The sequence below is a fragment of the Leptotrichia sp. oral taxon 879 str. F0557 genome (genome assembly GCF_000469385.1).
GTDB classification, from domain to species: Bacteria; Fusobacteriota; Fusobacteriia; order Fusobacteriales; family Leptotrichiaceae; genus Leptotrichia; species Leptotrichia mesophila.
This window is the reverse complement of the sequence record NZ_KI271343.1, coordinates 110,197-128,204: the sequence shown is the minus strand read 5'-3', so window position 1 is coordinate 128,204 and position 18,008 is coordinate 110,197. Positions and strand designations below refer to the sequence as shown.

Sequence of the window (18,008 nt, the reverse complement as noted above, 5' to 3'; positions counted from 1 at the left end):
TTAAAATTATGTATCTCAATCAAAAAGAATGGGATGAGAGAATAAGGGATAGAATTGTGGAAGATTTGCATTGGTTAGCGGAAGATTGGTTTTCTTCAGTAGATGAGGAAGATGTTGATGAAATGATAGAAATACTTGAAAAAAATTCAAATTCTAAATTTACGAAAAAAGAAAAGGAAGAGTTAAAAGAACTGAAAGTTTCAAAAGAAGTTTTTAAAAATGGGATTTATCTTGAAGGGGTGCGTATAACTTCTAATGGAGATTTTTCGGTGTACTATTATGATAATGAAGTGTTTTTTGCAGGGCATGGGATTGAATTAATGGGAAATATTAGTGGGGAGTTTAAATATAAAGCGAAATTGTAGGATAATTTTATGAAATAAAAAAATAATAAAGTGGAGGATTAGTGTGTGTAAAGCAATTATAGATGAAATTTTTGGAGAAATAAAAAATTTTGAAACTGAAGTTGAGTGGCTTGGGAGAAAAATAAGTGTGAGTTTTGATGGTGGAATTGAGAGTGATTGGAATGAAGAGAAAAAAGTAGAGGAAGTTAAAGAGGCGGTTGAACAATTTAAAATTATGTATCTCAATCAAAAAGAATGGGACACAAAAATGAAAGATTTGGTAAGTGATTATGGGAAAGACGGAGTTATGGATTGGCTTTGTGTTGACGATGAAGAAGAATTGGAAGAATTTATTGAGAATATTCATGAAAATTCAGAGATTGAATTATCAGAGGAAGAAATTGAAGAATTGAAGAGAGAAATAGTTCCTGAAAGAGTATTTAGAAATTGTATTTATTTGCAAGGTTTATGGGTAACTGCTGATGGAGATTTTACAGCATTTTATTATGACAATGACATATTTTTTCTTGGACATGCTATTATGTTAAGTGGAAATATTAATGGAGAGTTGGATTGTGATGGTGAAGTAGGATAAAATTTTTAAAGTAGAATGAATAAAAAGGAGAAAAAATTTATGAAAATAAAAATAAAACCAAGCATATTAAATGGAAAAATAGAAATCCCGCCATCTAAAAGTTATTCACACAGAGCAGTGATTGCAGCTGCATTAGCTGAAAGCGGGAAGAAGTCAAAGATTGATAATTTGAAGTTCTCGGTGGATATTACAACAACAACGGATATTATGGAAAACTGGGGAGCGAAAATTAAAAGATTTGAGAGTGCTCTTGAGATTATCGGGAATGATGGGAAAGTTGTTCCGAAGGATAAGTATGTGCAATGTAATGAGTCGGGATCTACAATCAGGTTTTTGATACCGATTGGGATTACAAGTGAAAATGAATTGATTTTCGACGGAAAAGGTAAATTGGTGGACAGACCGCTTGACTCGTATTATAGGATTTTTGATAAACAGGGAATTTTTTATAAAAATGAGAATGGGAAATTGCCACTTACAGTGAATGGAAAATTGAAGGCAGGGAATTATGAAATTGATGGGAATATAAGTTCACAGTTTATTACGGGACTTTTGTATGCCTTGCCACTCTTGGACGGAGATTCAAAGCTGACTATTAATAAGAATTTGGAGTCAAAGGGATATATTGATTTGACATTGGAAATATTGAAACTGGCAGGAATTAAGATTGTGAACAATAACTATAAGAGTTTCGATATAAAGGGAAATCAGATTTATAAGCCGTTTGATTATACTGTTGAGGGGGATTATTCACAAGTGGCGTTTTGGATTGTAGCTGGAATAATTTCGGCTAATAAGGATAACGAAATAAAATGTCTACATGTGAATAAAAATTCGTTGCAAGGTGACAGGGAAATTATTGAGATTGTGACTAGAATGGGAGCAAATCTTAAGATTTTCGATGATTATGTACTTGTGAGACCTTCTAAAACTAAAGGAACAGTAATTGATATTTCGCAATGTCCTGATATTGGGCCAATTTTGACAGTATTAGGGGCCTTGAGTGAAGGAGAAACTAGAATTATTAATGGAGAAAGATTGAGAATAAAAGAATCGGATAGAATAACTTCAATAAAGACTGAACTGAATAAACTTGGAGCGAATGTGGTTGAGGAAGGGGACAGTTTAATTATTCAAGGTGTGGAAAACTTTAATGGCGGAGTGATTGTAAATGCTTGGAATGATCATAGAATTGCAATGTCACTTGCGATTGCTTCAACAAGATGCAAAAAGGAAATAATTTTGGAAGAGGCTGAAAGTGTTAGAAAATCTTATCCGCATTTCTGGGATGATTTTGTGAAAATGGGTGGAGAGATTGAGATTATTGAAAAATAGAATTGGAAATAATAAGGAGCAAAAAAATGGGAGCAAATTTTGGAAAAAACTATAAAATATCAATTTTTGGGGAATCTCATGGAACAGCATTGGGAGTAAATATTGATGGAATTCCAGCTGGGACAGAACTGGATTTGGAATTTATCTCGCAGGAAATGAGAAGAAGAGCACCTGGAAGATCAAAATTGACAACACCTAGAGTGGAGAAGGACGAATTTGAGATTTTGAGTGGATTTTTTGATGGAAAAACTACTGGAACGCCACTTGCGATGATTATCAGAAATTCAAATCAGCGTTCAAAAGATTACAGCGAATTAAAAAGAAAGCCAAGACCAGGACATGCAGATTGGAGTGGATTTAACAGATATAACGGATTTAACGATATTCGTGGAAGCGGGCATTTTTCAGGACGAATAACGGCTTCGTTGGTATTTGCTGGAGCGATTGCAAAACAGATTTTGAGGGAGCATGGGATTTTAATTGCAGCTCACATTAAATCAGTGAAAGATATTGAAGATAGAGATTTTGTGGAAAGCGATATTACAGAAGAAAATATTAATAAACTCAGAAATATGACTTTGCCTGTCTTGAATGAGGAAATTGTGGAAAAAATTGAGAAGGCTGTGGAAAAAACTAGGGAAGAAAAGAATTCACTTGGTGGAATTGTAGAACTTATGGTTACAGGACTTCCTGCGGGAATAGGAGACCCATATTTTGAATCCATGGAAAGCGAGCTTTCAAGAATGATTTTTTCAGTACCAGCTACAAAGGGAATAGAATTTGGAGCAGGCTTTGGAATTACAGAAATGACAGGGTACGAAGCAAATGATGAAATGTTTTATGATGAAAAAGGTAATATAAAATCATTTACAAATAATAACGGTGGAATCATAGGTGGAATAACGACTGGAATGCCAATATCATTTAAGGTGGCAATAAAACCCACAGCTTCAATAGAAAGAGCACAAAAAACTGTAAATCTTGAAACAAAGCAAAATGATATTTTAGAAGTGCGAGGAAGACATGACCCAATAATAGTACCGAGAGTAGTGCCAGTATTGGAGGCAGCTACGGCGATTGTGATCTTAGATAGAGTTTTGGAAAGTAAAAAAAGAGAATTGTAAAAATAATTATTTTGTTTAAGAGAGTTTCATGTATAAAAAAATTTATTTGTTTAATTTTTTATTCTTTTTATTTTCAGTGTGCTTCTAGCAGTTTCAATTAGAACTGTTAGATAGAATTGTTAAAGCGTTTTATGATAAGAATTTAGAATCTGAGTCTGAATTTAAAGATTATCAATAAAGGGAAAACTCCATATAGAAATGGTATTGTTCATGAAAAAAATTAAGCATTCAGAAGATAGAAAACTTTTAAAAAAGACAGTTTATGAAAATGGAGAAGAAAAAATGTAACTAAAGGTATTAATATTTATAATGTTTGTTATTGGTTTTATTGTATTTGCTACAGTAAAGATTATGAGAATTTGGTAAATTTTAAAAAGATTTATTAAATACAATAATGACGATGAAAAGTTATATTATTCTTACAGACTTAATGGCTGTGGAATTGGATTTTTATACAATGAGAACTTTTACGGTATATAACGAAAAAAGGAAATTAAGAAACAGTTATAGAATATCTTATAAAAAAATAGGCAAGGAGTAAATTAACCCCTTGCTTTTTATAATTTAACTTGATAACTAATTTCCAGTTTCTTGATTGAAAAAAGATCCAGTATCATTATTTAGATTCGAATTATCTAAAGAATCTTCTTGTGATGCAGTAACAGGAGCTACATCAGAACTTGGCGGAGCAGTATAGCCAAGTTCAGGATGTAACTTATATTCAGGTATTCTATAATTATTTATTTTTTGTATAGTTAGTACACCATCTTTAGATACAACTCCATTAACATCTAGATTAACTATATCTTCATCAGTTACACCGTATTTTTGACCAATAAAATCATAAATACGGTCAAGTAGACCAGTAGAATCTTTCACTGTGTAGTTAAGAGTTTTATTTGGAAATACCAAATTATCCTTTATGTAGACAAATGTATTTGTTGTTCTTGAATAATCTCCTTTAAAAGATTTATTTGCAACTTTTGTTTTTGCAGCGATCCCAATAACAGACATCATTAGCATCATTACCATTAATAATATTTTTTTCATGAAAAGCCTCCTTTATTTAGCATTATTTGTGGAATCCTAAATCAGCGGGATTAACATCTCCTGAGATTTTTTTTACGATTCCACCTTTTTTTTCAAATTCATTTCTCATTAAAGCAACTTTTTTTATGAGTTCAATTGTATCATTTTTCAAACTGGAATTATTGTATCGTCCTTTTGACCAATATTCAATAACGAGAGAACTGTCTCCACAAATTATCTTTGTATCATATTTTTTAGCATAAACAAAAGCTGTGTAAATACCAACTAATTCACCAAAGTTATTTGTTCTGGTGTCAGCGACATAATAATTTCCAAATTCATTGATATTTTTTTCGTTCATAATTTTATAAAGTAGTGAATTACCGTCAAAATCAGTCAATCTGACTTCCACACCGTTGCCCCGTCCTGTTCCTGCATCAAAATAAATTGCATCACGCTCTAGTTCAGAATACAGTTTAGTCAAATCACTTTTCTCTTTTTTTTCATAATTTGCTCCAGAATTCAACCATTCTTGTGCTTCAGAAAAATTTTTAAATGATTTATAACGGGCTTTTTTACCACTTACTCTTTTTTGACAATCCGTCCAGCTTTCAAGTATTCCATTTTTATTTGTATCTATAATGAAATAAGCATAGAATTTTTTATTTTTTGCCATTTTTAAATAAATTTATTGAATTATAAATTCAATCCTCCGTCAACTCTTAAAACTTGTCCTGTAACAAATTTAGACATGTCACTTGCTAAGTACAATGCAGCATTTGCAACATCTTCAGCATCTCCCATCTTTCTAAGTGGAGTATTTGCAAGTACAGTTTCTACAACTTTTTCAGGTAATACATGAGTCATATTTGTTTCGATAAATCCCGGTGCAATTGCGTTTGATCTAAGATTTTTTCTACCAAATTCTTTTGCCCAAGTTTTTGCCATAGCGATTACTCCACCTTTTGTAGCTGCATAGTTAGTTTGTCCTGCATTTCCATCTACTCCTACTACAGAAGCCATATTAATTACACTTGAAGCTTTGCTCTTTAATAATAAAGAAACAAAACCTTGCATCACATTGTAGACACCTTTTAAGTTAATATCAATTACTAAATCCCAGTCTGCTTCCTTCATTCTTTGAAGTAATGAATCTCTTGTAATTCCTGCATTATTTACAAGAATATCCAATCTTCCATATTTTTCTTTGATTTCATTTGCAATCTCTTTTATATTTTCTCTATCAGTAACATTTAATTTAACGTGCGAAACATTTTCATGGCTGTAATCAGGATCAATTAAATCTCCAGAAATAACAGTTGCTCCATTTTCAGCAAATTTTAGTGCTATTTCCTTTCCAATTCCTCTTGAACCACCTGTAATTAATGCAATTTTACCATTTAACACTATATTTTCCACCTTTCTTTTAAAATAATAATTTTACTGTTCCAAATATGAACTATTTTAAAGAATTTAAAACTTCAAGTTTTACTCTTGTTAGTCCTTTTCCCGGATTTTCTATTTTTGAAAAAGCCCCATAGCTCAAATCAATTACACGTCCTTTTGCAAAAGGACCTCTATCATTGATTTTTACGATAACTTCCTTTCCATTACTTAAGTTTGTAACTTTTACTTTTGTTCCGAATGGAAGAGATCTATGAGCTGCGACCATTTCATGTCTATTATGTCTTTCTCCACTAGCTGTTCTACTTCCGTGCAGTCCTTTTCCGTAATATGAAGCTATTCCACTTTGTGATTTTTTTGAACCTGATTTTTTGGAAGCATATAAATCAGCTTCGTTCTCAGTAGATTTCGTTATTTCATTTTTTACGTAGACTATATTATTGTCTGTATTTGTTTTTGAAATTAACAACAGCGATATTGTTAATCCTGCAAATATAGTAACTATTTTTTTCATTAATATTCTCCTTAATAATAAAAGATTTTATAGCATTGAAGATTAAAAGTATTTGCTACAATATCCAAATATTTAAAAAATAATTTGAACAACTTCTATATTATATCATATTTTTAATGTTTAATTACTTATTTTTTACTTAGTTATTTCAGTTCAGGTTGTTTTACATGCTGAATTTTTGGACTATTTACATCTAAAGTTTCAAATGTATATCCAGCCTTTTTATATCCGTCAATAATTTGCTGCAGCGCTTGAACAGTAGTTTTCTTAGCATGTGTATCGTGCATTAGGACATTTATATCAGAGTGAGTTGTGCAGACACCATATTTAACCAATTTTTCTACAGGAACATTATTTCCAGAAGCATCTGTTGAATCACAATTCCAGTCAAAATATACATACCCTTCTTTTGTCATTCTGTTAATTATAGCTGTTTTTAGAGCTTTAGACGCTATCGCATTGCTTGATCCACCAGGAAATCTTGTAATTTTCACATCTAATCCAGTTGTTGATTTTACAGCATCTCTTATTTTATAAAGATCTTTAAAGAAACTTTCTTCATTTGCATAAACTTCTTTATATTCATGCGAATAAGTATGTAATCCGAGTACATGTCCATGGTCAATTATTTTCTTATAATCATTGTAATTTTTTCCAATTCCAATTACAAAGAATGTTGCCTTTATATTATTTTTTTTCAAAATTTCAAGTATTTGATCAGTGTGTGGTGAAGGTCCGTCATCAAAAGTCAAGTATACAGTCTTAATCTTTTTGTCAGCCTTCAGTTGTTCGTATTGTCCCTTTATTTCTGCATTTTTTTTAGTAAGTACTGTAAGCTCCTCAGTTTTCTTATTTTTATCGGCAGTTAATTTTTTAACGTTTGATTTTAGGTTATGTTGTTCTATAAATTTTGCAGTTGTTCCAAAGATATGGAAACTTGAATATAAAAATCCTGCTATAGCAAGTGTTAAACCGATAATTGATAGTATTTTTTTCATTTCTCTACTCCTTTTTATTTATATTTATTTACTAGCGCTTCAACTTTTTTATAGCTTTCTTCACTATGTTTTATACGTCCATTAAGGACTTCCACTTCTTTTTCAAGTGTCTGCTTGTTTTCTTTTAAAACAGGAATCTCCTTTTCAAATTTTTCCTTCTTTTCAATTAATACAAAATGTGAAAGTAAGACTAGAAGGATTGAAAAAATAAGTAAAATAAATGCGATTTTTCCTAAGCCTTTTCCGCTTTCATCATGATCACTTCTGTAATCATAAAGAAATTGTTGTTGTTGTTTTGCCATTTTTCTCCTCTTTTCTATAATTTAATTTTTTAATTTAATAAATCAGTTGATTATTATGTTAAAGTTGTCAGATGTATAAAAAGTAAAAAGCCCTCTTAAAAAAGAGGGCCATAAAAGGGGGGGTTAATTGAGGTTTCAGATCTTTTAATCGATCTGAATATAGTATACACCATAATCATTAAATCCCGATTAAATCAAAATTGTTTTTTGATTAATTTATTTCTCTTTTTTAGTAAAAGTTGTATTATTTCTGTTTTTAGAAGTTTTCTAACTAAAATTTTTATAAATTTACATTCTATCTACAGTCGTAATTCCAAGAAGGCTAAGTCCTTCTTTTAAAACAAATGCAGTTTTTTCTGATAATAAAATTCGTGCATCCATAATTTTTTTATTTTCTTCCTTCAGAATAGAACTTGAATTATAGAAATTATTAAATAATTTTGCCATGTCAAATAAATAATCAGCTATTATGTTTGGACGATAGCTTTCATACGATTTTACTACTGCCTGTGGAAATCTTAAAAGCTCCGTAGCTAGTTCTCGTTCAATGCCAGTCATATCGTCTAAAATAATATCTTTATTTTCCACATTAATATTTTCTTCCTTCAATTTTCTAAAAATCGACATAATCCGAACATAAGTATATTGCAAATAAGGACCCGTATTTCCTTCAAAACTAAGTACCTTGTCCCAAGTAAATGTTATATCCGAAGTCCTGTTCTGGCTCAAATCAAAGTATTTTATAGCTCCGCTTCCCACAATTTCAGCAATTTTTTCTTTTTCTTCTTCTGGAATATTCGGATTTTTTTCATCAATTACCTTTTTAACTTGAGTTTTTGCCTCATCTAGCAAATCAACAAGTCTTATTATATTTCCGCTTCTGGAAGAAAAAATCATTCCATCACCAAATCTCATAATTCCAAATACAACATGAGTCTTTTTGTAATTATAAGGTTCTCCCAGCATTTCGCCAATTTCAAAAACCTGCTTAAAGTGATTTTGCTGCCTATCATCAGTTAGGTAAACAGCTTCGTCTACATTTAATTCATCTTTTCTAAATTTCATTGTAGCCAGGTCAGAAGTTGTATACAGGAAGCTTCCATCTTTTTTCTGCACAATTGCAGGTGGCAGCTTGTCATTTTCAAAAAACACGACCAATGCTCCCTGATCTTCACGTGCAATACCTTTTTCCTTCAATTCTTCCAGTACAGCTGGCATCATATCATTGTAAAACGATTCGCCATAATAATAGTCGAAGTTCACACCAAGCCTATCATAAATTTTATTGTATTCTTTTAGTGAAATATCTATAAATTCCTTCCACAATTTTTGATTTTCTTCATCTCCAAGCTGTAATTTTTTTAGTTCTTCACGAGCTTCATCCTCCAAAGCAGGATTTTTTTTAGCTTCATCAGAAAACTGCACATAAATTCTTTCCAGTTCACCAATCGGATCTTCTTCGTAGGACTTCTTATTCAGCCAATTCTTATAAGCTACAATGAGTTTTCCAAATTGTGTTCCCCAATCACCAATATGATTGTCAGCAAGTGTATGAAAACCTAAAAATTGCAAAGTTCTCTTGATGGAATCCCCAATAATTGTACTTCTCAAATGTCCAATGTGCATTCTCTTAGCAATATTAGGTGAAGAATAATCAATTATTATAGTTTTACCTGTATTTAAAAAAGAAAAATCGTATTTTTCATTTTCCACTTTTTTTAATTCTTCATTCAAAAAGTTATTTTTCAAATAAATATTAATAAATCCTGGCCCTGCAATTTCCAACTTTTCAATAATATCATTTTCTTTAAAATTATCTACAAGTGTACTTGCAATCTCTCGTGGATTTTTACCAATTAATTTTGAACTAACCATCGCAAAATTTGTCTGAAAATCTCCAAATTCTCTTTTTGTGGAATTTTGAATATCGACTTTTTCTGTATAATCAGCACCAAAAATATTATTTATATTTTCTGAAAATAATTTTTTTAATTTTATTGTCAACAATTCCATTATCTTAAAAACTTTTTTCCCTTCCTTTCATAGATTTACGTTAATTTTAGGATAACGCATAATCCTTTTATTAAAAAATATTTACTTGAATATTATATAACAATTTTAATAAAATTTGAAGAGTTTATTTTTATATTATTTTTACTTTTTGTTACATTTAATTAATTTACAGATTTATAAAATTTTAAAAACAATTTAGTTGATTTAAAATAACTTATGTGATATAATCGTTTCGTAAAACTAACTAACATTTGGAGATAAAAAAAGAGAGTGGTGCAACACTCTCTTTTTCTTTTACAGGAATTTTTCAATTAAGTATCTCAATAGTTCCAGTAAAATTAGTAAAAGAATTTTGATAGTTTCTTTTACTCTCATCTTTATTCACCTCCTAACATTCGGAGTTAATATATTATAACATAAATTTTAATTGATTAAAATTATTTTTTAATATATTCAGATAAATATTAAAAATAAAACTATGAAAAATTAATATTTTATTTATTAATATAATTAAAATAAATAAATCCGTCATCCATAACAGTCATTTTTGTAATGCTTCCGTTATCTATCTTAAATTTCCAGTATCCATCCAAGTTGCAGAATAGATAATAGCTAATTAAAGATTGGATAACTCCCGCATGAGCTATAATAAGTATTCTTTTGTTTTGATAATCTTTCTTTATTTTCTCAATTTTTTTCACAATTCGTTTTTGCAAATCAGAAAGGCTTTCTCCACCTTCTGCCTTAAAATGTTTCCAGTTATTTTTCATTTCATAGATATAATGCGGGAACTCCTTTTCAATGTCTTTGTAAGTTTTCCCTTCAAGTATCCCAAAATTCAGTTCTCTTAGGTTTTCAGAAAAATTCTTTTTTATATTTTTGTCAATTTCCAAAAGTTCTAAACTTTCTCTACATCGATTTAAGTCGCTTGAAAATACTACATCTATTTTTTCATTCAGTTCTTCAAGTTTTTTTTTCGTATTTTTTAACTGATTTATTCCTGTTGTATTCAAGCTTGGATTTAGATGTCCGTAATACAAATGTTTTTTATTATGGTCTGTTTCACCATGTCTTATAAATAATATTTCTGTCATCCTATTCTCCTCTTTGATTATCTTTATTTTTACTGCATTTTATTTAGTTACCGTAAAACAATCCCTAAAAATAGCACTAATATTGATGTTAATTCAAGAGAAGCTCCCATTGTATCGCCCGTTATCCCGCCAATCTTTTTTTGTACATTAAACATAAACAGAATTATAAATAGAAGTGCGATAAATAAAGCAATACCGCTTTTTGTTCCAATTATAAGAAATACTAGAGCATTTGTCAATATAAGTGAAAAAATTACTTCAAAAATACCATTTTCAGAAATTATGGCATTACTCATTCCAGATTTTCTAGCATAGTCAGAAAGACCAGCATTTACTGATGTTGAAAGTCTTGCGATGATTGGAAAAATTATTAGGTATTTCGAGTTTATTGTGATAATTTCAGAAATTATAGTAATTTTTGTAATGAAATATAAAATTAATACAACTGTTCCATTTGTACCGATTCTTGAATCTTTCATAATTTCCAGCATTTTTTCTTTCTTAGCATAACTAAAAAGTCCATCAAAAGTATCAGCAAGTCCATCAATATGGATTATTCCAACAGCTAAAATTTCTATAATTATAATAAGTACAGCAATTATCACTTTATTATAAAAAATATTTTTTAGATAGACTGTAATTAAAAAATTTGAAAAATATAAAATTAAGCCAATGATTAAGCCAACTAATGGAAAAAATTTAATTGACTTTCCTAATTTTTTCTCACTATACTCTACTTTTATTGGTATTGGAATACGTGTCATAAATTGGATTAAGATAATGAATTGTTCAAAAAAATTTTTTATGTATTTCATAACAAAGCCCCCTGTATTTTATTTTTAGAAATTTTTCTATATTTTATCATTTTTGTAAAAAAAAATCACGTTATTTATATATTTTTAGTGAAAAAAATATTATGTTATAAATCGCTTGTTTTTCTACTTATAATATGTTATTCTATTGTCATCAGAAAAAAGTGAAAGGAGCATTAAAATATGTGGTTTCCATTATTTATAAACTTGGAAAATAAAAAAGTTCTTGTTATTGGAGGTGGAAAAGTTGCACTAAAAAAAATCAAAAAAGTTTTAGAGTACGGAGCTGATGTTACTGTTGTTACTGATAACATTAAAGAGCAAAGTATACTAGAACTAAAAAATTTAAAAATAGAAGATAACAAGAAAATCGAAAACAATAAAGATGAAATTGAAAAACTTGTAAAAGATTTCTTTCTAGTTATTTCAGCTACAGATGATGAACAGCTGAATGAAAATATAGCACAAGTTTGTGATTCTAAAGAAATATTAATTAATAATGCATCTTCAAAAACTAAAATGAACGCAATGTTTGGAGGAATTGTAAAAAACAGCGAATTTCAAATTGCAATTTCTACGAGCGGTAAAAACTGCAAACGTTCACGTGCTATGAAAAGTGAAATTCAAAAAGTTCTTGACAAAATAGAAAAATAAATATTCAAACTTTAAAATAACGAAATGAAAAAAGGTGAAACAAAAATGTTTAAAAGACATAGAAAATTACGAAAAAATGAAGTGATAAGAAATCTTGTAAAAGATGTTTATGTCTCAAAGGAAGATTTGATTTATCCAATTTTTATTGAAGAGGGAGAAAATATCAAGAACGAAATCCCTTCAATGCCAGGAATTTTTAGATACTCTATTGACAGGCTTTCTGAAGAACTGGATGAACTAGTAAAATTGGGGATAAATTCGATTTTGCTTTTTGGAATTCCTAAAAATAAGGATGCCTGTGCAACAGAAGCCTACAATGAAAATGGTATTATTCAGAATGCAGTTCGATTTATAAAAGAAAAATATGACAATTTTCTTGTAATCTGCGATATTTGCTGCTGTGAATATACAAGTCATGGCCATTGTGGTATTCTTGATGAAAATGGTTATGTAAAAAATGATGAAACTTTAGAAGTTCTTGGAAAAACAGCACTCTCCTACGCAAAGGCTGGAGCAGATATTGTAGCACCTTCAGACATGATGGATGGACGTGTGGAAAAAATTTCCAATGTTTTAGCTCAAAATAATTTTGAAAATATTCCAGTAATGGCTTATTCAGTAAAATATTCATCAGCATTTTACGGACCTTTTAGAGATGCAGCAGATTCAGCTCCTCAATTTGGAGATAGAAAATCTTACCAGATGAATTTTCAATATTCAAAAGATGCGATAGACGAAGTTGCTGAAGATTTACGTCAAGGAGCAGATATTATAATTGTGAAGCCTGCAATGGCATATCTTGATGTTATAAAAAAGGTAAGTGATAAATTTGAAATCCCAATCGTAGCTTACAGCGTCTCGGGAGAATATTCAATGGTAAAAGCTGCAGCTGAAAATGGATGGATTGATGAAATGAAAATTGTCATGGAACAGATGTATGCGATGAAAAGAGCTGGTGCAAACGCTATCATTACTTATTATGCAAAGGAAATCGCAAAATATTTAGAAAATAAATAAAAAATAACAAGAAAGAGAAAAAATATGAAAATAGTTATAGCAGGAGCTGGTGTCGTTGGTGAATCGCTTTGTAGCGAACTTTCAGCTGAAGGTAACGATGTCATTTTAATTGAGAAAGAAGAAAAAGTATTAAATAAGCTTGTAGAAACTTACGATATAACTGGGCTTGTAGGAAATGGAGAGTCTTATGAGACTTTACTTGAAGCTGGTGCAGACAGTGCCGATATTTTTATTGCTGCAACAGAATCAGATGAGCTAAACATAATCTCTTCAATAATAGCAAAAAAAATTGGTTCAAAATTTACTATAGCAAGAGTAAGAAATCCTGAATACAGTTCAAATATGCAATTTGTAAGGGAAGGACTTGGAATTTCCCTTATGATAAATCCCGAAATGGAAACTGCCAAAAGCATTGCAAATAAACTAATGTTTCCAGTTGCCTTAAGTGTAGAAAACTTTTTTGGACAAAAAGCCAGCTTTATTTCAATAAAAGTTGAAAAAAATAGTTTTCTGAATGGGACACAGTTAAAAAATCTTGAATTTAGCACAAAAGACAAAGTTATTATCTGCACTGTCAGAAGAGATGAAAATGTCTTTATTCCAACTGGAGATTTTACTATCCTGGAAGGAGATGTTGTCTATGTTGCAGGTTCTATAGAAGCAGTTCATAAATTTTATGACAGAATTGAACAAAGCAACTTAAAAATCGGATCTACACTGCTTATCGGTGGAGGAACAATTTCTCATTATTTAATTGGAAAACTTATTGAAAACAAAAACAAGGTAAAAGTCATAGAAAATGATAGAACACGTGCAGAAAAACTGAGTGAAGCTTATCCAAAAGCAATTGTAATAAAAGGAGATGAAGCCGATCAGGAATTCTTAGTACAGGAAGGAATAAATAACTATGATGCAACTGTAATTCTTACAGATAGTGATGAAGAAAATGTTGTTATTTCAATGTTTGTAAACTCCATAACAAATTCTAAGTTAATTACAAAAATGAATAGAACATTGCTACTTCCTATACTTGAAAACAATACTAGAACATCGACAGTTGTCCCAAAAAAAGTTATTTCTGACATGATAATAAGAGTTGTAAGATCAAAAACAGATATGCGAGGATCCACAATGAGTTTTTTATACAGGCTAGAAAACCAGGTGGAATTTATTACTTTCGAAATCAATGAAAATAGTGCCGCTGTTAATGTTCCGCTAAAAGATTTAAAATTAAAAAAAGGAATATTGATTGTAAGTATATTGCGGGATAATAAAATGATTTTTCCGGGAGGAAATGATGCTATCAAAAACAATGACAGCGTAATGATTGTAGCAATAGCATCTTCTATCGAAGATTTTGACGATATTTTAGAATAAAACTGTAAAATTTAAATATATTCGCATCTAAAATTTAAGTCCAAATTCACTTAAATAAAAAAAATCGATTATATTAATTTAAGGAGTAAAAATGAATAAAAGAATGATAGGTTTTATAACTGGAAAAATACTTATACTTGAAGCTGGATTAATGGTATTACCTTTAATTATAAGTTTTTTATACAATGAAAATGCAAAATATAAAATTGCTTACGGCTCTGTAATACTTCTTCTTCTGGCAACTGGCTTTCTGCTTTCAGCAAAACTTCCTAAAGATGAGCGGATTCAGGGAAGAGAAGGCTATATAATTGTTTCGCTTTCGTGGATTTTAATGTCTATGTTTGGAGCATTGCCGTTTGTATTCACAAAGGAAATACCGTCGTTTGTAGATGCTTTTTTTGAAATTGTGAGCGGTTTTACGACGACTGGTTCAAGTATAATAACTGATCTTAGTAAAATTAGCCATTCCAATTTATTCTGGCGAAGTTTTACTCATTTTGTCGGAGGAATGGGAGTGCTAGTTCTGGCACTTGCAATTTTTCCCAGTTCTGCGACTTCAGTTCACGTAATGAAAGCTGAAGTTCCAGGTCCGACATTTGGAAAATTGGTGTCCAAATTATCAACAACAGCCAGAATGCTTTATAAAATTTATATTGTAATGACAATTGCTGTAATAATTTTATTAATGTTTGGCGGGCTGGACTTGTTTGAATCTTCGCTTCTTGCATTTGGTACGGCTGGAACAGGTGGTTTTGGGGTAAGAAATGGGAGCATTTTACCGTATAACAACCCTTATGTTGAAATTGTTTTAGGAATTGGAATGCTAGTTTTTGGAGTAAACTTTAATATTTATTATTTTATTTTAATTGGAAAAATAAAAGACATCTTTAAAAATGAAGAATTAAAATATTATTTACTAATAGTTTTTGGAGCAATTACACTAATAGTTTTCAATATATATCAGACATACGGCTCCATATGGAACTGTATAAGAGATGTATTTTTCTCAGTTTCCTCAGTCATAACAACAACTGGATATTCTACAGCTGATTTTGGAAAATGGCCGTTATTTTCACAAGTTATCTTGCTTATCCTAATGTTTTTTGGAGCATGTGCAGGCTCTACAGCTGGAGGACTGAAAATATCAAGAGTTGTATTAATGGTAAAAATCTATTTTGCTGAAATTGTCCAAATGATAAGTCCAAATCGTGTAGTTACAGTAAAATATGATGATAAGCCAGTAAATTCAGCTATGCAAAAAAGTATTGCAGTATATTTTTTAGTCTATTCACTAGTTTTTGGAGGAATTCTTCTAATGATTTCCTACTCAACAGATGACTTTATGACTGCTTTTAGTGCTGTTGCCGCCACATTTAATAATATCGGCCCTGGATTAGCAAAAGTAGGCCCTGCATTCAGTTTTGCTGAATTAAATAATTTCTCAAAAGTAATTCTTAGTTTTGGAATGCTTGCAGGAAGACTGGAAATTTTTCCAATGTTAATATTATTTTCTCCAACAACATGGAAATTAAAATAATCATAGTATAAGAAAACTAATAAATCAAAATTTGAAAATCATAAATATCAGTCCTATTACAATAGAAAAATAGTTTGATATATATGGAAGTGGGATTTTAGAATTCTACTTCTTTTTTTATTTTGAAAAGTGAATGAAATATTTTTAGAAATTACCTGCAAAAAGTAATATTTAGTTTTTATATGCTAATAATCTTGATTTTAAATCAAAAAGAATAGAAAAATCAAAGAAAATATGATATACTATTATAAACAAATTATAATGGAAATAAAATTAAGGAGGAAATTTATTATGAAAAAAAGTATTTTAGCAATCTTTGCAATTTCAATGACATTATTTGCAGCTGGTGAGGGAGATGTGAAAAAAGTTCACGATAATAAGACAGCTAAATTGGTAAAAGACTCATATTGTAATAAACCTAAATCTCATGGAGAATTTAAAAAGATAAATGATAAGGATTATAGAGTAGATGTTGACTTTGAAAAATGTGTATTTGATGGAGAAGCTTATGAAAATGTAAAAGTTGGAGTATTAGTTCAAAATACTGAAAAAGTTGAAAAATATTTGAAAAAGTATAAATATATGCATTTAAAAGCAGGCAAAAATTTAGTTTTCAATTCAAATGACAATAGTTATTATTACAATGGTTCATGGGCATTTAATAATGATAAGGAATACCCTACAGTATTCGATGGTAAATAATTTATAAATAAATTTAGGACGGTAGTTTTATTAAATTACCGTTTTTATAATTTTTGAGGTTAGATTTTGTAGCAAAACTTCTTTAAAATCAAACTTAAAAGCTATGACTATTTTACTCAAACCCTAAATTTACTATAATTTTTAATAGTTCAATTTTAAATGGGTTGGAATATACTTAATAAATTATTTTCACAACAAATGCAGGAAGATTAGATTAAATTAAATTTTTAATACTCGCAAACATAGAAAAAATAAAAATTAACTAACGAAAAATTCAAAGGAGAACATAGATGAAGTTAATTCTCATATATGATTTGAATATTTTGAAAAAAGGGCTGGTGTGAACTACATGAATAAAAAAAAAGAATGTGAAGAGCTATGGGCAAAAAATAAATATTATGTATTAAGCAAATCCCATAAAGTGTACCTAGAAATAAGAAAGTATTTGAAAGAAAAAGAAATTGATATTGTATTTATTAATGAAAGAATACAAAAAGTAAGGGATATAAAAGAAAGTAAAAAAGATTTTAGTAATGCAATTCTTCATTTATGGGGATATTTCAAAAAAAAGGCAACGAAGATTGAAAAACAAGGATTATTTAACATACTGGAAGAATATATGAGAGGGAGAAATAATCAGAAATCGGTAATTGAATATATCAATACTTTACTAAAGAAATATCCAAATAAATATTTACAAAAATCTACTTTATTAACAGGAGAAAAAGATGAGACTATGGCATGAACAAATTATTCATCTATTGCCTAAAAATCAGCTTCTTGGTCAACATAGAGAATGTTGTGCGCTTAGGGGAAATGGATGGAAAAAGAAACATAAAACAGTAGACTATGTATTTTTATATTCTCCATATTATTTGGTTGTTTATCATTCATTGGTTATGGATGAAATGGAAAAAAGAGGGTATAAAGTTTCTAAAGAATGGAGAGATAAGAATTATAGAGGAAAGAAAGCAGAAAATTATAATAATCTTGAAGAAAAAATTATAGATAGCCCAATTTACAAAGAACATGATAATGAATATTTAGTTGAGTGTATCGAAAACTTGCGAAAAAAAGGGATTAAATTGGAACTATAAAAGTTTTGATCGTTTTAACTACTACAACTCATTGTCCCACAAGGGAGACACGAGCCAATG

Annotated in this window: 20 protein-coding genes; 11 read left to right on the top strand and 9 right to left on the bottom strand. The window is 29.7% G+C overall.

Going from position 1 to position 18,008, the window contains the following annotated elements; all coding sequences use genetic code 11:
• The 4 genes from HMPREF1552_RS08570 to aroC all read left to right on the top strand — a co-directional run.
• Nucleotides 1–365, top strand: a 365-nt coding sequence (locus tag HMPREF1552_RS08570; RefSeq protein ID WP_021744770.1) for a DUF2262 domain-containing protein, incomplete at its 5' end; no start/stop codon positions are given.
• A 43-nt stretch (nucleotides 366–408) separates the two neighbouring features.
• Nucleotides 409–939 carry a DUF2262 domain-containing protein gene (locus HMPREF1552_RS08565; protein ID WP_021744769.1) on the top strand — a complete coding sequence of 177 codons (531 nt, stop codon included), beginning with the start codon at nucleotides 409–411 and terminating at the stop codon, nucleotides 937–939.
• 39 nt (nucleotides 940–978) lie between these two features.
• Nucleotides 979–2,274, top strand: coding sequence for a 3-phosphoshikimate 1-carboxyvinyltransferase (gene aroA, locus HMPREF1552_RS08560; protein ID WP_039901481.1), 1,296 nt, complete (start codon nucleotides 979–981; stop codon nucleotides 2,272–2,274).
• 26 nt (nucleotides 2,275–2,300) lie between these two features.
• Entirely contained in the window at nucleotides 2,301–3,398 is a 1,098-nt protein-coding gene (gene aroC, locus HMPREF1552_RS08555) for a chorismate synthase (RefSeq protein WP_021744767.1), read from the top strand.
• Between the two features lie 576 nt (nucleotides 3,399–3,974).
• Here aroC and HMPREF1552_RS08550 read toward each other — a convergent pair.
• The 9 genes from HMPREF1552_RS08550 to cobS all read right to left on the bottom strand — a co-directional run bounded on the left by HMPREF1552_RS08550 (nucleotide 3,975) and on the right by cobS (nucleotide 11,567).
• A complete protein-coding gene (locus tag HMPREF1552_RS08550) occupies nucleotides 3,975–4,448 on the bottom strand; it encodes a hypothetical protein (RefSeq protein ID WP_021744766.1) in 474 nt (157 codons plus the stop codon).
• A gap of 22 nt (nucleotides 4,449–4,470) precedes the next feature.
• Entirely contained in the window at nucleotides 4,471–5,103 is a 633-nt protein-coding gene (locus HMPREF1552_RS08545; RefSeq protein ID WP_021744765.1) for an RNase H1/viroplasmin domain-containing protein, read from the bottom strand.
• A gap of 20 nt (nucleotides 5,104–5,123) precedes the next feature.
• Complete coding sequence (gene fabG / locus HMPREF1552_RS08540) at nucleotides 5,124–5,834, bottom strand: 3-oxoacyl-ACP reductase FabG (protein ID WP_039901480.1); 711 nt, start codon at nucleotides 5,832–5,834, stop codon at nucleotides 5,124–5,126.
• Nucleotides 5,835–5,886: 52 nt separating this feature from the next.
• On the bottom strand, nucleotides 5,887–6,345 hold the full coding sequence (locus HMPREF1552_RS08535; protein WP_021744763.1) for a septal ring lytic transglycosylase RlpA family protein: 459 nt from the start codon (nucleotides 6,343–6,345) through the stop codon (nucleotides 5,887–5,889).
• Nucleotides 6,346–6,488: 143 nt separating this feature from the next.
• Nucleotides 6,489–7,343 carry a polysaccharide deacetylase family protein gene (locus tag HMPREF1552_RS08530; RefSeq protein ID WP_021744762.1) on the bottom strand — a complete coding sequence of 285 codons (855 nt, stop codon included), beginning with the start codon at nucleotides 7,341–7,343 and terminating at the stop codon, nucleotides 6,489–6,491.
• A gap of 14 nt (nucleotides 7,344–7,357) precedes the next feature.
• The gene (locus HMPREF1552_RS08525) at nucleotides 7,358–7,645 is read right to left on the bottom strand and encodes a hypothetical protein (RefSeq protein WP_021744761.1); all 288 of its coding nucleotides are present in this window, start codon (nucleotides 7,643–7,645) and stop codon (nucleotides 7,358–7,360) included.
• Nucleotides 7,646–7,933: 288 nt separating this feature from the next.
• Nucleotides 7,934–9,658, bottom strand: coding sequence for an arginine--tRNA ligase (argS, locus tag HMPREF1552_RS08520; RefSeq protein ID WP_021744760.1), 1,725 nt, complete (start codon nucleotides 9,656–9,658; stop codon nucleotides 7,934–7,936).
• 494 nt (nucleotides 9,659–10,152) lie between these two features.
• A complete protein-coding gene (locus HMPREF1552_RS08515) occupies nucleotides 10,153–10,752 on the bottom strand; it encodes a histidine phosphatase family protein (protein ID WP_021744759.1) in 600 nt (199 codons plus the stop codon).
• Nucleotides 10,753–10,799: 47 nt separating this feature from the next.
• Nucleotides 10,800–11,567 (bottom strand): adenosylcobinamide-GDP ribazoletransferase, encoded by a 768-nt coding sequence (gene cobS, locus HMPREF1552_RS08510; RefSeq protein ID WP_039901478.1) that lies wholly within the window; start codon nucleotides 11,565–11,567, stop codon nucleotides 10,800–10,802.
• A gap of 180 nt (nucleotides 11,568–11,747) precedes the next feature.
• Between cobS and HMPREF1552_RS08505 the strand changes: the two genes are divergently transcribed.
• From HMPREF1552_RS08505 to HMPREF1552_RS08475, 7 genes are all read left to right on the top strand, one after another.
• Nucleotides 11,748–12,218: a bifunctional precorrin-2 dehydrogenase/sirohydrochlorin ferrochelatase gene (locus tag HMPREF1552_RS08505; RefSeq protein ID WP_021744757.1), complete on the top strand. Its 471-nt coding sequence runs from the start codon at nucleotides 11,748–11,750 to the stop codon at nucleotides 12,216–12,218.
• 45 nt (nucleotides 12,219–12,263) lie between these two features.
• The gene (gene hemB, locus HMPREF1552_RS08500; RefSeq protein ID WP_039901476.1) at nucleotides 12,264–13,235 is read left to right on the top strand and encodes a porphobilinogen synthase; all 972 of its coding nucleotides are present in this window, start codon (nucleotides 12,264–12,266) and stop codon (nucleotides 13,233–13,235) included.
• Nucleotides 13,236–13,259: 24 nt separating this feature from the next.
• Nucleotides 13,260–14,612, top strand: coding sequence for a Trk system potassium transporter TrkA (gene trkA / locus HMPREF1552_RS08495; RefSeq protein ID WP_021744755.1), 1,353 nt, complete (start codon nucleotides 13,260–13,262; stop codon nucleotides 14,610–14,612).
• Between the two features lie 91 nt (nucleotides 14,613–14,703).
• Nucleotides 14,704–16,149 carry a TrkH family potassium uptake protein gene (locus tag HMPREF1552_RS08490; RefSeq protein WP_021744754.1) on the top strand — a complete coding sequence of 482 codons (1,446 nt, stop codon included), beginning with the start codon at nucleotides 14,704–14,706 and terminating at the stop codon, nucleotides 16,147–16,149.
• A gap of 291 nt (nucleotides 16,150–16,440) precedes the next feature.
• Nucleotides 16,441–16,851, top strand: coding sequence for a hypothetical protein (locus HMPREF1552_RS08485; RefSeq protein WP_039901474.1), 411 nt, complete (start codon nucleotides 16,441–16,443; stop codon nucleotides 16,849–16,851).
• A gap of 349 nt (nucleotides 16,852–17,200) precedes the next feature.
• The gene (locus tag HMPREF1552_RS08480) at nucleotides 17,201–17,596 is read left to right on the top strand and encodes a YbgA family protein (RefSeq protein WP_021744752.1); all 396 of its coding nucleotides are present in this window, start codon (nucleotides 17,201–17,203) and stop codon (nucleotides 17,594–17,596) included.
• Nucleotides 17,580–17,948 (top strand): TIGR02328 family protein, encoded by a 369-nt coding sequence (locus HMPREF1552_RS08475; RefSeq protein ID WP_021744751.1) that lies wholly within the window; start codon nucleotides 17,580–17,582, stop codon nucleotides 17,946–17,948. Before HMPREF1552_RS08480 ends, HMPREF1552_RS08475 begins: the two co-directional genes overlap by 17 nt.
• Nucleotides 17,949–18,008 lie beyond the last annotated feature (60 nt).

Coding starts and splice junctions, on each gene's coding strand:
- aroA (WP_039901481.1), top strand. CDS start 979: ATGAAAATAAAAATAAAACCAAGCATATTAAATGGAAAAATAGAAATC.
- aroC (WP_021744767.1), top strand. CDS start 2,301: ATGGGAGCAAATTTTGGAAAAAACTATAAAATATCAATTTTTGGGGAA.
- HMPREF1552_RS08550 (WP_021744766.1), bottom strand. CDS start 4,448: ATGAAAAAAATATTATTAATGGTAATGATGCTAATGATGTCTGTTATT.
- HMPREF1552_RS08545 (WP_021744765.1), bottom strand. CDS start 5,103: ATGGCAAAAAATAAAAAATTCTATGCTTATTTCATTATAGATACAAAT.
- HMPREF1552_RS08535 (WP_021744763.1), bottom strand. CDS start 6,345: ATGAAAAAAATAGTTACTATATTTGCAGGATTAACAATATCGCTGTTG.
- HMPREF1552_RS08530 (WP_021744762.1), bottom strand. CDS start 7,343: ATGAAAAAAATACTATCAATTATCGGTTTAACACTTGCTATAGCAGGA.
- HMPREF1552_RS08525 (WP_021744761.1), bottom strand. CDS start 7,645: ATGGCAAAACAACAACAACAATTTCTTTATGATTACAGAAGTGATCAT.
- argS (WP_021744760.1), bottom strand. CDS start 9,658: ATGGAATTGTTGACAATAAAATTAAAAAAATTATTTTCAGAAAATATA.
- HMPREF1552_RS08515 (WP_021744759.1), bottom strand. CDS start 10,752: ATGACAGAAATATTATTTATAAGACATGGTGAAACAGACCATAATAAA.
- cobS (WP_039901478.1), bottom strand. CDS start 11,567: ATGAAATACATAAAAAATTTTTTTGAACAATTCATTATCTTAATCCAA.
- HMPREF1552_RS08505 (WP_021744757.1), top strand. CDS start 11,748: ATGTGGTTTCCATTATTTATAAACTTGGAAAATAAAAAAGTTCTTGTT.
- hemB (WP_039901476.1), top strand. CDS start 12,264: ATGTTTAAAAGACATAGAAAATTACGAAAAAATGAAGTGATAAGAAAT.
- trkA (WP_021744755.1), top strand. CDS start 13,260: ATGAAAATAGTTATAGCAGGAGCTGGTGTCGTTGGTGAATCGCTTTGT.
- HMPREF1552_RS08490 (WP_021744754.1), top strand. CDS start 14,704: ATGAATAAAAGAATGATAGGTTTTATAACTGGAAAAATACTTATACTT.
- HMPREF1552_RS08485 (WP_039901474.1), top strand. CDS start 16,441: ATGAAAAAAAGTATTTTAGCAATCTTTGCAATTTCAATGACATTATTT.
- HMPREF1552_RS08480 (WP_021744752.1), top strand. CDS start 17,201: ATGAATAAAAAAAAAGAATGTGAAGAGCTATGGGCAAAAAATAAATAT.
- HMPREF1552_RS08475 (WP_021744751.1), top strand. CDS start 17,580: ATGAGACTATGGCATGAACAAATTATTCATCTATTGCCTAAAAATCAG.